This window comes from Winogradskyella eckloniae (assembly GCF_013249045.1).
GTDB lineage: Bacteria > Bacteroidota > Bacteroidia > Flavobacteriales > Flavobacteriaceae > Winogradskyella > Winogradskyella eckloniae.
In genome coordinates, this window is record NZ_JABRWP010000010.1 from 64,203 (window position 1) to 76,911 (window position 12,709).

The 12,709-nt window shown below is 32.7% G+C and carries 12 protein-coding genes; 5 read left to right on the top strand and 7 right to left on the bottom strand.

Going from position 1 to position 12,709, the window contains the following annotated elements; genetic code table 11:
• Positions 1-176: 176 nt before the first annotated feature.
• The 3 genes from HNV08_RS14625 to HNV08_RS14635 are packed head-to-tail and all read left to right on the top strand — an operon-like array spanning position 177 to position 3,636.
• Positions 177-1,325, top strand: a complete 1,149-nt coding sequence (locus HNV08_RS14625; protein WP_173282101.1) for a DegT/DnrJ/EryC1/StrS family aminotransferase — start codon at positions 177-179, stop codon at positions 1,323-1,325.
• A gap of 3 nt (positions 1,326-1,328) precedes the next feature.
• Positions 1,329-2,348 (top strand): UDP-glucose 4-epimerase GalE, encoded by a 1,020-nt coding sequence (gene galE / locus HNV08_RS14630; RefSeq protein WP_173282102.1) that lies wholly within the window; start codon positions 1,329-1,331, stop codon positions 2,346-2,348.
• Positions 2,349-2,358: 10 nt separating this feature from the next.
• Positions 2,359-3,636 carry a metal-dependent hydrolase family protein gene (locus HNV08_RS14635; RefSeq protein WP_173282103.1) on the top strand — a complete coding sequence of 426 codons (1,278 nt, stop codon included), beginning with the start codon at positions 2,359-2,361 and terminating at the stop codon, positions 3,634-3,636.
• A gap of 4 nt (positions 3,637-3,640) precedes the next feature.
• Here HNV08_RS14635 and lspA read toward each other — a convergent pair whose 3' ends face one another.
• The 3 genes from lspA to HNV08_RS14650 form a co-directional block, all read right to left on the bottom strand.
• A complete protein-coding gene (gene lspA, locus HNV08_RS14640) occupies positions 3,641-4,144 on the bottom strand; it encodes a signal peptidase II (protein WP_194242027.1) in 504 nt (167 codons plus the stop codon).
• A 12-nt stretch (positions 4,145-4,156) separates the two neighbouring features.
• Positions 4,157-5,050: an ACP S-malonyltransferase gene (fabD, locus tag HNV08_RS14645; RefSeq protein ID WP_173282104.1), complete on the bottom strand. Its 894-nt coding sequence runs from the start codon at positions 5,048-5,050 to the stop codon at positions 4,157-4,159.
• A gap of 213 nt (positions 5,051-5,263) precedes the next feature.
• The gene (locus HNV08_RS14650) at positions 5,264-6,817 is read right to left on the bottom strand and encodes an NAD(P)/FAD-dependent oxidoreductase (RefSeq protein WP_173282105.1); all 1,554 of its coding nucleotides are present in this window, start codon (positions 6,815-6,817) and stop codon (positions 5,264-5,266) included.
• 125 nt (positions 6,818-6,942) lie between these two features.
• On the opposite strand from HNV08_RS14650, the gene HNV08_RS14655 reads away from it, so the two are divergent.
• A complete protein-coding gene (locus HNV08_RS14655) occupies positions 6,943-7,947 on the top strand; it encodes an App1 family protein (protein WP_173282106.1) in 1,005 nt (334 codons plus the stop codon).
• Here HNV08_RS14655 and HNV08_RS14660 read toward each other — a convergent pair.
• From HNV08_RS14660 to HNV08_RS14675, 4 genes are all read right to left on the bottom strand, one after another.
• Complete coding sequence (locus HNV08_RS14660) at positions 7,944-8,558, bottom strand: deoxynucleoside kinase (protein ID WP_173282107.1); 615 nt, start codon at positions 8,556-8,558, stop codon at positions 7,944-7,946. The two genes, HNV08_RS14655 and HNV08_RS14660, sit on opposite strands and share 4 nt — an antisense overlap.
• A 3-nt stretch (positions 8,559-8,561) precedes the next feature.
• Entirely contained in the window at positions 8,562-9,356 is a 795-nt protein-coding gene (locus HNV08_RS14665) for a hypothetical protein (RefSeq protein WP_173282108.1), read from the bottom strand.
• A 95-nt stretch (positions 9,357-9,451) separates the two neighbouring features.
• A complete protein-coding gene (locus HNV08_RS14670) occupies positions 9,452-10,135 on the bottom strand; it encodes a response regulator transcription factor (protein ID WP_173282109.1) in 684 nt (227 codons plus the stop codon).
• Entirely contained in the window at positions 10,128-11,639 is a 1,512-nt protein-coding gene (locus HNV08_RS14675) for a sensor histidine kinase (RefSeq protein WP_173282110.1), read from the bottom strand. The genes HNV08_RS14670 and HNV08_RS14675 overlap by 8 nt, the downstream gene beginning before the upstream one ends.
• A gap of 126 nt (positions 11,640-11,765) precedes the next feature.
• On the opposite strand from HNV08_RS14675, the gene HNV08_RS14680 reads away from it, so the two are divergent.
• On the top strand, positions 11,766-12,626 hold the full coding sequence (locus HNV08_RS14680) for a GLPGLI family protein (RefSeq protein WP_173282111.1): 861 nt from the start codon (positions 11,766-11,768) through the stop codon (positions 12,624-12,626).
• Positions 12,627-12,709 lie beyond the last annotated feature (83 nt).

The following is a 12,709-nucleotide window of genomic DNA, read 5'->3' on the forward strand; positions in this document are numbered from 1 at the left end:
CCGAGAATGTAACAAAAAATATAGAATTGAACCTATTTTTGAAAAGGAGAGCTCATAATACATTAGAAATTAGCTAAACATATTAGGATTCTAGATTTTCACTACGCATAAGTATAAATTAAAGCTTACAGAGCAACTAGTGGTCTTAATTATTTACCAAAATGTAATCTTAGAGAATGAAAAAAATTCAAATGGTTGACCTTCAGGGTCAATATGCAAAAATAAAAGATGTTGTAGATCCTTCCATTGAAGAGGTAATGAATAGTGCAGCATTTATTAATGGTCCTAAAGTACATCAATTTCAAAAAAATCTTGAAGACTATTTAGGCGTAAAACACGTTATTCCTTGTGCTAATGGTACAGATGCTTTGCAGATTGCTATGATGGGCTTAGGATTACAGCCTGGAGACGAAGTGATTACGGCAGATTTTACATTTGCTGCAACTGTAGAAGTTATTGCATTATTGCAATTAACACCCGTTTTAGTGGATGTTGATCCAGTTACATTTAACATTGATGTTAATGCTATTAAAAAGGCAATTACCCCAAAAACAAAAGCGATAGTACCTGTACATCTGTTCGGTTTGCCAGCAGAGATGGATGATATTATGGCATTGGCTAAGGCTCATAATCTTTTTGTTATTGAAGATAATGCGCAAGCTATTGGTGCAAGTTATACACATAGCGATGGCCGAAAAACTAAAGCAGGTGTTATTGGAGATGTTGCATCGACCTCTTTTTTTCCTTCAAAAAACTTAGGTTGTTATGGTGATGGTGGTGCAATTTTCACAAATAATGATGCTTTAGCACATCGTATTAGAGGGATTGTAAACCATGGAATGTATGAGCGTTATCATCATGATGTGGTAGGTGTAAACTCAAGGTTAGATTCTATACAAGCTGCCGTTTTAGATGCAAAACTACCACACCTTAATTCGTATAATACAGCAAGGCGTAGTGCAGCCAGAAAATATAATGAAGCCTTTAAAAATCATCCAAGTATTATTACACCGACAGGTTTAGATGCTGATGATCACAGTGATGAACACGTATTTCATCAATACACGTTAAATTTAAAAGGTGTAGATAGAGATGCTTTGGTTGCTCATTTGCAAAGCAATAACATACCTTGTGGTGTATATTATCCTATTCCATTGCATAGACAAAAAGCTTACAGCGATGAGCGTTATAATGAAGCTGATTTTACAGTAACTAATCAACTCGTAAAAACAGTAATTTCATTACCAATGCATACAGAATTAGATGATGAACAAATTAATTTTATAACAAGCACTGTGCTTAATTTTATAAATAGCAATTCTTAAAACATGAAAATATTAGTTACAGGAGGACTGGGTTTTATTGGTTCGCATACCGTTGTAGAATTACAGAATGAAGGATTTGACGTTGTAATTATTGACGATTTATCTAATTCTACAGTAAAAGTATTAGATGGTATTGAAGCGATATCAAAGAAAAAGCCACTTTTTGAACAATTAGATTTAAAAGTAAAATTAGACGTCCAAGATTTTTTTAAACGTCATAGTGATATTGTGGGCGTTATTCATTTTGCAGCAAGTAAAGCTGTAGGAGAAAGTGTAGAAGCACCCTTAAAGTATTATGAAAATAATATCACCACGTTAGTTTATTTGCTACAAGAATTAAAAGGGTTATCTAAAAAGAATTTTATTTTTAGTTCATCTTGTACAGTATATGGCCAAGCAGATGAATTACCAATTACAGAAAATGCACCTGTAAAACCTGCAGAGTCGCCATACGGTAATACAAAACAGATAGGCGAAGAAATTATAAGAGATACCTGTAAAGTTAACGATGATATCAATGCTATAGCCTTGAGGTATTTTAACCCAATTGGAGCGCATCCTTCTACTGAAATAGGCGAATTACCTATTGGAGTACCGCAAAATTTAGTGCCATTTATTACACAAACAGGTATAGGTATGCGTGAGCAACTTTCCGTTTTTGGTGGTGATTACCCAACATCAGATGGTACGTGTGTTAGGGATTATATTCATGTCGTTGATTTAGCGAAAGCTCATGTTGTAGCACTAAAGCGCTTGTTAGAACATAAAAACGAATTAAATTATGAATTTTTTAATCTAGGAACAGGCAAAGGAAGTACTGTTTTAGAAGCCATACAATCCTTTGAACGCGTTTCTGGTAAGGTATTAAACTATAAAATTGTAGACAGAAGAGAAGGCGATATTACAGCAGCATATGCAGAAACGACCAAAGCCAACAAAGTTCTTGGCTGGAAAACACAGTTAAATTTAGATGATGCCATGGATTCTGCATGGAAATGGGAACAAAAAATTAGAAATACATAAAAATCAACTTATGAAAATTTTACTTCGAATTCTTGTATTGCTTTGTTCAATTTCGTTGACTGCACAAAATACTTATTTGCATTGCGGAAAATTAATAGATACAAAATCGGGTAAAATACTTAAGGAGAAAACAATCATAATTACTGGAAGTAAAATAAAGTCTATAGAAAACGGTTATTTAGATTCAACTAATAGTGAAGACGTAATGGTTGACTTAAAGTCTAAAACCGTTATGCCTGGTTTAATTGATATGCATGTTCATATCGAAGGAGAAACCAATCCTAAATCATATTTAGAAGATTATACATTAAATGACGCTGATATAGCGTACAACTCTGTGAACTACGCAAATATTACATTAATGAGTGGTTTTACAACAGTAAGAGATTTAGGAGGATCTGGTGTAAATGTTTCCTTAAGAAATGCAATAAATGCCGGAAAAATAACTGGTCCAAGAATTTTTACAGCAGAAAAAGCATTAGCTACAACAGGAGGTCATGCAGATCCTACAAATGGCGCTAAAAAATCTATTATGGGAAATCCTGGACCTAAAGAAGGTGTTGTGAATGGTGTAGAAGATGCAAAAAAAGCAGTGAGACAACGTTATAAAAACGGAGCAGATCTAATTAAAATTACAGCAACAGGTGGCGTTTTAAGTGTGGCAAAAAGTGGCCAAAACCCACAGTTTTCTGTAGAAGAAATAAAAGCTATTTGTGAAACAGCTGATGATTACGGATTTCATGTTGCCGCACATGCACATGGCGACGAAGGAATGCAACGTGCTATTTTGGGAGGTGTAAAAACTATAGAGCATGGTACGCTTATGAGCGAAGAAACCATGGCATTAATGAAAAAACATGATGTTTATTTAGTGCCTACAATAACAGCCGGAAAATTTGTGTCAGAAAAAGCAAAAATTGACGGTTATTATCCAGAAATTATTGTGCCTAAAGCATTAAATATTGGTCCTAAAATTCAAGATATGTTTGGAAGAGCCTATAAAGCTGGAGTTGGCATAGCATTCGGAACTGATGCTGCAGTTTTCTATCATGGAGATAACGGTAAAGAATTTGGCTACATGGTTGAAGCTGGAATGCCTGAAATGGAGACGCTTCAAAGTGCCACCATTACAAATGCCATGTTGTTGAAAATGGAAAATGAGATTGGACAAATTAAACCTAATTATATTGCCGATATTATTGCTGTAGATGAAGATCCAACTAAAAACATTTCTACAATGGAGAATGTCACTTTTGTGATGAAAGAAGGTGTTATTTATAAGCAATAAATAATTAAGCAGATTGCTGTAATTTATTTTCTTTTTTTCTATGAAGAAAACCACTCCATAGTAACATAACCATTCCTAAAGACACAGAAAGATCGGCAACATTAAAAATTCCGGTTTTAAATACACCACCTAAATTAATAAAGAAAAAGTCAGTGACTTGACCAAATACAATTCTGTCAAAAACATTTGCAATTCCACCACCAACAATACAACAAAAAGCAATTAAGCTTAATTTGTCTAGTTCTTTTGTTTTTACAATATAATAGATAACGTAACCTAAAACAATTGTAGGTAACACTAACAAGAATATTAATCTAAGTGTAGGATTCATATCGCTTCCCATACCTAAAAAAGCACCTTTATTTTCAACCCAAATTAATTGAAAATACTCGCCAATGACGTCTATTACTTTCTTAAATTCTAAGGTGTTTCGTACTATTACTTTAGAGATTTGATCAATAGCAATATTAAAAATAATAAGTAGTGTAATAAATAAGTTTCTATTCAAAATAAATAAGATTTAAGCATTAGTTTCGAACGTAGCTGATGCTGTTTCAGATGCTCTATTTATTTTCTTTACCAAACCTTGTAAAACTTTGCCAGGACCAACTTCAGTAAATAGCGTTGCGCCATCTTCTATCATTTGTTGCACAGACTGCGTCCAACGTACTGGTGCAGTTAATTGAGAAATTAAATTAGCTTTTATTTCGTTTTCATCAGTAATGGCAGAAGCGGTTACATTTTGATAAATTGGGCAATTTGGTTTACTAAATGTTGTGTTTTCAATCGCTGCTGCTAATTCTTCGCGAGCTGGTTCCATTAATGGCGAATGAAAAGCACCACCAACAGGTAATACTAAAGCGCGTCTTGCACCTGCTTCTTTTAGAGATTCACATGCTTTATTTATGGCTTCTACATCACCCGAAATAACTAATTGACCAGGGCAATTATAGTTTGCAGCAACGACGACACCTTCTGTTGTAGCACATACTTTTTCTACAATGTCATCGTCTAAGCCTAAAACTGCAGCCATAGTACTTGGCTGTAACTCACAAGCCTTTTGCATTGCTTGAGCACGTTGTGAAACCAATTTTAATCCATCTTCAAAGGTTAAGGCTCCAGCAGCTACTAACGCCGAAAATTCTCCCAATGAATGACCAGCTACCATATCTGGTTTAAATTGCTCACCTAATGTTTTTGCTAAAATTACAGAGTGTAAAAAAATAGCAGGTTGCGTCACTTTTGTTTCTTTTAAATCTTCCGCAGAACCTTCAAACATAACATCTGTTATTGAAAAGCCTAAAATCTCATTTGCTTTTTCAAATAATTCTTGAGCTAAAGGTGAGTTTTCGTAAAGGTCTAATCCCATTCCTGAGAATTGTGCTCCTTGACCAGGAAATATATATGCGTTCATTTTTATTAAAATTAGTTAGGCAAAAATAGATATAAAATATCAATTTATATAGTTCCTTAAATTTTGGTTATTTATTCAATTTAAACTTAATACTAAATAACGAAATGTTCTTTTGTATTCAGCTATATACCATACAATTCAACGGGTTGCCATTTTGTATTTAAGGTGCGTTTTTTTAAATGATCATTATTTTTAAAACGAGACAAAAGCTTATTATTGACAAGCTGCTTCAGCACAACGCTCGCCATCCATAGCTGCAGAAATAATTCCACCAGCATATCCACCACCTTCGCCACAAGGAAATAAATTAACAACTTCTGGATGTTCTAAAGTTTCTGTCCTTGGTATACTAACAGGTGATGAGGTTCTAGATTCTACACCAATAATATTAGCTTCTTCGGTATAGTATCCTTTCATTTTCTGTCCAAAAGCTTTAAATCCTTTTCTTAATGAACCACCAATTATTTTAGGTAATAAAGAGTGTAATGGAGCGGAATTTAGGCCTGGTTGATAAGACGTTTCGTTTAGGCTAGTTGATGTTTTTCCTTCCACAAAATCCGTTAGTTTTTGTGCAGGTGCAGATTGTTTTCGCCCTCCAGAAGTAAAGGCTAAACGTTCTAAATCTTTCTGATATTCTAGAGCTTTTAGAGCACCAAAATGCTCGTATTTATATAAATCTTTATCTGCGTTTATTTCGGTAACAATACCTGAGTTGGCGAATTTATTATTTCGTTTAGAAGGCGACATTCCGTTAACAACGACTTCACCATTGGCTGTTGCAGCAGGTACAATAAAACCACCTGGACACATACAAAAGGAATAGACACCTCTATTATTTATTTGTTCTACCAAACTATATGCAGCAGCAGGCAATAATTCGTCTCTTGGTTCACCTGTACAGTGGTACTGAATGCCATCAATAACCTCTTGCGGATGTTCTACGCGCACTCCCATGGCAAACGATTTCGCTTCAAGTTTAATGTTTTTGTCATGCAATAAATAGAATATATCTCTTGCCGAATGACCTGTTGCTAAAATTACCTTTTCTACATCAAGTTCTTTTCCGTCTAAAAGTTGAAGCGCAACAATCTTATTATTTTTTATTGTGAAATCCGATACGCGAGATTCAAAATGAACTTCGCCACCATGTTTTATAATGGTTTCGCGAATATTAGATACCACTTTAGGTAATTTATTTGTGCCAATATGCGGATGCGCATCGACTAAAATTTGATCGGTTGCACCATGAAATACTAAGTTTTCAAACACTCTACGAACATCTCCTCGTTTTAAACTACGAGTGTATAATTTTCCGTCAGAATAGGTGCCAGCACCACCTTCGCCAAAACAATAATTAGAATCGTCATTAACAAAATGGTCTTGGTTAATGGCTTTTAAATCGCGTCGTCTATCTTTTACATTTTTTCCGCGTTCTAAAACAATGGGCTTAAAACCTAATTCTATACAACGCAATGCGGCATACATTCCTGCTGGTCCAAAACCAATAATATGAATAGGTTTTGCATGAGAAACATCTTTATAATCAAAGTGATATTCTGAGGTTTCTGGCATGGGTTCATTAATGTAAACTTCAACCTTGTAGTTAAAAATGATATTTCGCTTACGCGCATCAATCGATTTTCTTAGAATTTTAATTCCGGTAATTTCAGAAGTCTTCACATCCATAAGGTAAGCCGCTTTTTTAAGTATCTTATCTGGCTGTTTTTCTTCGTGTAAATTGATGCGTAATTGTAAGGCTCTAATCATGTGGCGAAATTAATTATAATAATGAAGACTTATAGTTTATACATCTAAATTTAGATAAAATAGTTAAGATGATTTTTTAGCACTCTAGATTTTACTATCTTGAAAAATATTAAAAATATTTTCATTTGAGCTGGTTAAAGAAAGATCCTTTACAGATTATTGCTTTTCAAGGATACGGAACAGATACTCATTTTTATGCACGTGGAAGAGCATTAGAAGATGAGTCCATAGATCTAGATGAACAGCATATTTGGCACCTTATTGTAAATACTTGGAAACGATTTGAAACCGATGAAATTAAAAATGTTGGCGTGCGAATTAAGTTGCCAAACAATAAAATTCTTAAAGGTGTAACAGATCAAAAAGGGTATTATAAGTTTGAAGAAAACTTAGAAAATTTAAAATCACTTACCAATGAAGAAGGTTGGCTGTCGTTTGTATTGTCTTATGATAGTGCCAATTTAAAGCGTACCATTCAGAATAAAAACAGGTTTCCTGGTGAGGTGTTAATTCCATCTACTAAAGCGCAATTTGGTGTAGCAAGCGATATAGATGATACCATTTTGCATACAGGTGTTGCATCTACTTTAAAATGGAAAGTAATTTATAATTCTATATTTAAGCATGCTAAAAATAGAATTCCTTTAGAAGGTGCGGCAGAATTTTATCACAAGTTACATCGTGGAGCGTCTGGAGAAAATGCAAATCCTATATTTTATGTTAGTCATAGTCCATGGAATTTGTATCGTTATTTAGAATTGTTTCTAAGACAAAACAAATTTCCTAAAGGTCCTATTTTATTAAGAAGTTTAAGTAATTTTTTGAAAAAGAAACCGCAAGATGAAAAACCTCAAAAGCAAAAAGAAATTCTTAACCTTTTAAAAACCTATCCTAACTTGCCATTTATTTTAATAGGAGATAGTGGAGAGCATGATCCTGATATCTATATGGAAATTGCTGAAGAATTTCCAGAAAGAATATTGGCGATATACTTAAGGAACGTAAAACATAAAAAGAAGATGTTACGCGTAAAAAGTCTTTCTGAGAATTTTAAAACAACGCCTATGTTACTCGTAGAAAATAGCAATCAGGCCATTGAGCATGCCAGAATACACGGGTTTATTGCTTAGAATAATCCGTTAATTTGTGCATCAATTTTATTAATGATACCTCCTAAGTCTTCAGGATTAGCAACAAAATCTAAATTGTCTACATCTATAATTAATAAATTTCCTTTATCGTATTTAGAAATCCAAGCCTCGTAGCGTTCATTAAGTCGACTTAAATAATCGATACTAATAGTGTTTTCGTAATCGCGTCCTCTTTTATGGATTTGTGCGACTAAATTAGGTATAGAACTACGTAAGTAAATAAGTAAATCTGGTCCTTTTACAAAAGATTCCATTAATTCAAATAACGAAGAATAATTTTCAAAATCACGATTGGTCATTAAACCCATGGCGTGTAAGTTGGGTGCAAAAATATGTGCATCCTCATAGATTGTTCTGTCTTGAATGATATCTTTACCGCTATCGTGAATTTGGTTAACTTGTCTAAATCTACTATTTAAAAAATAGACCTGTAGGTTAAAACTCCAACGTTCCATCTGATTATAAAAATCATCTAAATACGGATTATCAACTACATCTTCTAATTGTGCTTCCCACTTAAAATGTTTCGCTAGTAATTTTGTAAGTGTAGTTTTTCCGGCTCCAATATTTCCTGCAACGGCTACATGCATAATCTAATCTAATTTTAATTGGTATTGATATAGTAAATTTTCTCGGTAAATATACACCGTTTCATTGGTTACCAAAAACTGTTTTATTAACATTTTTGGATGTTTAACAGGTAATATTTCTGTTTGGTTTTTTTCTAAGATAAACAAAGAATCTTCTTTTTTTAAAACCAAATGCGCTTCGTTAAATGCCAAACTTTCGTAGCCTGTGTTTTTCAGTTTTCTTATTAAGCTTCCAAAATAATTATAGATATAAAGATAATTTTCAGTGAGTAAGAAGCAATAATTATAATCGCTTTTTAAATCTAATACTTTAGATTGTACTGGTACTGTTTTTAGTTTGGTTTTGTTTGAAGCATAATCGTATAATTCTAAATATTGAAAATCTTCATTAAATAACCAAAGTGTATTGTTGTAGCCAGAAGATACAAAAGATACATTTTTGTAAGTAGTGTTAGAATTAAAATCTATTTTAGAAATTTCTGCCAAGCGATTATCTAAAATTATAACGGTATTAAAATCTTTGTAAAACAGATTTAATTTTAAAGGGTTAAAGGTGTTTGCTGACGAAATTTCGCCCAATTGAAAATTAGAATAACTAATTATGGTGTCCTTTGTTTTTTTATGGAAGGTGTTATTTTCCGTTGAATAATAGATGGTTTTGTAATTATCTATTCCAAAAATAGATTTCGCTTTTATTGTGGTAGAATCTTTTAAGGTTGCAGTAGCCTGTTGCGAGTTGTTTTCTTGAGAAAAGCCCAAAAAACTTGATATTAATAATAAAAGGAAAAGCTTTTGCATAGAGTTTTACCACTTAAGACTGAAAAATACAAAATTGTATGAGTATATAACGCTTTAGGGTTGTAGTAATTTTAAATGCAAATAATTTATTAGGATTAAAACGTTAATTTATAGCCAAATCCACGCACATTAATAATCTGTATGTTTTGGTCTTTTTGTAATTTTTTACGCAGTTTACTGATAAAAACATCCATGCTTCTTGCGGTGAAAAAATCATCAGTTCCCCAAAGTTTATTCAGAATTAAAGAACGGTCTAAAACCTGATTTTTATTTTTGATGAGATGAAACAATAAATGTGCTTCTCTGTGAGTGAGTTGAACGGACTCCTCATCCACATAGCTCAATTGTTGTTTAGGAAAATCGAAAGTGAATTGACCAAGCGTTATACGCTCAGCTATTTTTTGCGTTTTAGTTCTATCTACTAAATTATGCACTCTAACAATAAGTTCTTCCATGCTAAACGGTTTTTTTAGGTAGTCATTGCCGCCAATAGAAAAGCCTTCAACCACATCTGCAGTTTGAGATTTTGCCGTTAAAAATATAATTGGGATAGTATCATCTATAGCTCTAATGTCTTTAGCTAAAGTAAAACCATCTTTTTTAGGCATCATAACATCTAGGACTAAAATATCTGGAGTTTCAGTTTGATATTTTTTAAGAGCAATGTCTCCATTTTCGCAGAGGATAACCTCAAAATTTCGAGTTTCTAAACTCTCTTTTATAATCTGTCCTAATGCGGCTTCGTCCTCAGCCAATAAGAGTTTAATTTTATTAGCCATTGGGAAGTGTAATTTTAAAAGTGGTTAAATTTTTATTTAATTCTAAATCTATAGAACCTTTATGTTTTTCTATAATCGTTTTGGTGTAGTATAAACCAATTCCAAAGCCTTTTACATCGTGTTGGTTGCCTTTAGGTACGCGATAAAATTTATCGAAAATTTGTGCTTTATTGGTTTTAGTTAGGCTGTTTCCGTTATCAGAAATTAAAATTGTAGAATGCGTTTTGTTGGTCTTAAACGTAATAGTAATTTCTTCTCCACCATATTTTATGGCATTATCTAAAATGTTATTTAAAGCATTTTCAATATGAAATAAGTCGGCAAAAACGATGACGTTTTCAAGTTGAGAATTACATCGTATGGCTTTTTCTGGAAATTGAATTTTATAACGATTGGTTAGCGTTACTAGTAGTTCTGATAGGTTAAAGTTTTCTTTTTTTAGCTCTAAGTTATTGCTGTCTAAGGTTGCGGTTTCAAGCATTTTTTCAACCATAATGTTTAATTTACCTAATTGTTCTGATGACATATTTAGATACTTCTTGGTCTTCTCTTTGTCTTCAATGGCATTAAAATTATTTATACTTTCTATGGCTGCACTAATGGTCGCTATGGGCGTTTTAAACTCGTGAGTAATATTACTAATAAGATCGTTTTTTACTTCGGCTAGTTGCTTTTGGTCACGTATAATTTTTAAAAGATAAAATAAGATGCTAATGACAGCAAGTATAAGAAGTGTAGAGATGAGTAAGCCTCCCAAAATCCGTTTTAGAATCACTTTAGTTGTATTGCTGAAGTCTATTTGTAATGTACTGTTATCTGGTAAAAAAGTGGATTTAGAGGTGGTTGATAAAATTTCAGAGTCTTCTGAAAATGTAGGCGTTGTAGGTGATGCTTTTTTTTCAAGGAAGTTTTTAAAAAAATTCTCATTTTTAAAATGTAAAACAAAATCAACATTTAACTGTTTTCGGGTAAGTTCATTATAAAGTAGACTATCTAGTTTTATTAAATTGATACTATCATTATTAATAGAAAACATAACCTTAGATGTTAACATTTCAATTTTTGAAGCCTTTAGACTATCGCTTTGTTTTGGTTCTGTAAATAAGTGTTTGTTGTTTTTAATGCGTTTTTGCAGCATTAAGGAGTCTGCTTTGAGTCCTTTAATAATTGTAATACCATCAATGGTATTCGGTTCAATGTCGTTTAGATTTGTAAATTCTTTATCGGATTCTTTAATGTTTTTTAGTAGGTTAGAAAGTTTTTGATTTTCTTTTAAGTCGCCTATTTTTTTGTCGTTTTCAAAAAACACGCTAAACGTTGTGCGCTCTGCTAAATCCGCATAATAGTCATCTACGGCTTTATCTAAACTAATTTGTACATCGTTAATGAGTTGTCGTTTGCTCGTTTGGTAATTTTTATAATTCCAATAGACTTGTATACTAATTGTAACAAGGATAACAACAACAATGGTGTACAAAACCCACTTGTATCTTCTATCATTCATACACCAAATGTATAAAGTAAAACTTTAGCAGTCACAATGGGTTAACACTCGTTAACGTTGGTTAACATAAATAGTGGTTTGATTTTTAGATAATTGTAGTATATTAATCAAAAAACATACTATATCATGAAAAATCTCTCAATTCTATTCTCATTGTTATTTATTCTTGTGGCATCATCAGTTTTAGCTCAAGATTTTCAAGGCGTCGCGACTTACCGAACGCAACGCAAAATTGATATTAAAATGGATAGCACTAAGATGAATGATGCTATGCAAACCAAAATGATTGAAATGATGAAAAAAGGATTTCAGAAGACGTATACATTAACCTTTGATAAAACATCATCTTTATACAAGCAAGAAGTAGAATTAGATAAGCCTCAAGTGGGTGGAGAAATGACGATGTCTTTTGGGAATAGTGGTGACGATGTCTTTTATAAGAATATAAAGGATAAGAATTATGTAGATCAAAAAGAAACCATGGGAAAAAAGTTTTTAATTAAAGATTCAATAACGACTATTGAGTGGAAATTAGAGACAGACACAAAACATATTGGCGAGTATACTTGTTTCAAGGCCACTTACATTAAGCAGGTACCTAAAAGAAAAAAAATCAATTTTAGTAGTAATTCAAATAAAAAAACGGAGGAAGCTGATGAGAATAAAGACGAAGCGGTAGAAATGGAAGATCGTATCATTACGGCTTGGTATACACCTCAAATACCAGTGAGTAATGGACCTGCAAAATACCAAGGTTTACCAGGATTAATATTAGAGGTTCATGACGGAACGCTTACTGTGATTTGTAGCCAAATCATTATAAATCCTGAAGAAAAAGTAGAGATTGTAGAACCTACAAAAGGAAAAGAAGTAAACCAAAAAGAATATAACGACATTATGGACAAGAAAACCAAGGAAATGATGGAGCGTTATGCACCTCGTAAAGGTGGTAAAGGCGAAAGCTTTAGTATTACAATAGGAGGTTAATAGTATTAACATAAGTTTAACAAGTAAAGGTTTTACTTTTTGTGTTTTACTGAGTCTTACCAGATGTAAGATTAACTAATTTT

What these genes read in the sequence shown, in the direction of transcription:
- HNV08_RS14635 (WP_173282103.1), top strand. Translation starts at nt 2,359, where the DNA reads ATGAAAATTTTACTTCGAATTCTTGTATTGCTTTGTTCAATTTCGTTG.
- HNV08_RS14625 (WP_173282101.1), top strand. Translation starts at nt 177, where the DNA reads ATGAAAAAAATTCAAATGGTTGACCTTCAGGGTCAATATGCAAAAATA.
- HNV08_RS14675 (WP_173282110.1), bottom strand. Translation starts at nt 11,639, where the DNA reads ATGAATGATAGAAGATACAAGTGGGTTTTGTACACCATTGTTGTTGTT.
- HNV08_RS14650 (WP_173282105.1), bottom strand. Translation starts at nt 6,817, where the DNA reads ATGATTAGAGCCTTACAATTACGCATCAATTTACACGAAGAAAAACAG.
- HNV08_RS14660 (WP_173282107.1), bottom strand. Translation starts at nt 8,558, where the DNA reads ATGCATGTAGCCGTTGCAGGAAATATTGGAGCCGGAAAAACTACACTT.
- galE (WP_173282102.1), top strand. Translation starts at nt 1,329, where the DNA reads ATGAAAATATTAGTTACAGGAGGACTGGGTTTTATTGGTTCGCATACC.
- HNV08_RS14670 (WP_173282109.1), bottom strand. Translation starts at nt 10,135, where the DNA reads ATGGCTAATAAAATTAAACTCTTATTGGCTGAGGACGAAGCCGCATTA.
- HNV08_RS14665 (WP_173282108.1), bottom strand. Translation starts at nt 9,356, where the DNA reads ATGCAAAAGCTTTTCCTTTTATTATTAATATCAAGTTTTTTGGGCTTT.
- fabD (WP_173282104.1), bottom strand. Translation starts at nt 5,050, where the DNA reads ATGAACGCATATATATTTCCTGGTCAAGGAGCACAATTCTCAGGAATG.
- HNV08_RS14680 (WP_173282111.1), top strand. Translation starts at nt 11,766, where the DNA reads ATGAAAAATCTCTCAATTCTATTCTCATTGTTATTTATTCTTGTGGCA.